This is a genomic window from Shewanella sp. SG41-4 (genome assembly GCF_014164505.1).
Classification (GTDB): Bacteria; Pseudomonadota; Gammaproteobacteria; order Enterobacterales; family Shewanellaceae; genus Shewanella.
Genome location: NZ_JACJFI010000778.1, coordinates 1 through 282, shown reverse-complemented (window position 1 = coordinate 282; position 282 = coordinate 1). Strand labels below are relative to the sequence as shown.

Annotated in this window: 1 protein-coding gene; it reads left to right on the top strand. The window is 43.3% G+C overall.

Annotated elements, in window-relative coordinates; all coding sequences use genetic code 11:
* A partial coding sequence (locus H5202_RS23800) for an IS66 family transposase (RefSeq protein ID WP_182774175.1) occupies positions 1 to 282 on the top strand: 282 nt, incomplete at both ends.

Below are 282 nucleotides of genomic sequence, written 5' to 3'. Positions count from 1 at the left end.
CCTTATCCAAAAACTGTACGGCGTTGAGTCACGCGTTAAAGATAAAAGTGTGGATGATAAATACACGACAAGACAACAAGCCAGTGTGCCTATACTGGACAAGCTAAAAGCATGGCTTGAGCAGAACCAGCCAAATTTAGTGGGCAATACCAAACTAATTGAGGCGGCTAATTACCTGGCTAATCAATGGCACAAACTCATTCGTTATGTGGATGATGGACGACTCAGCATCGATAACAATAGAGCTGAACGTGCAGTAAAACCGTTTGTGATAGGCCGAAA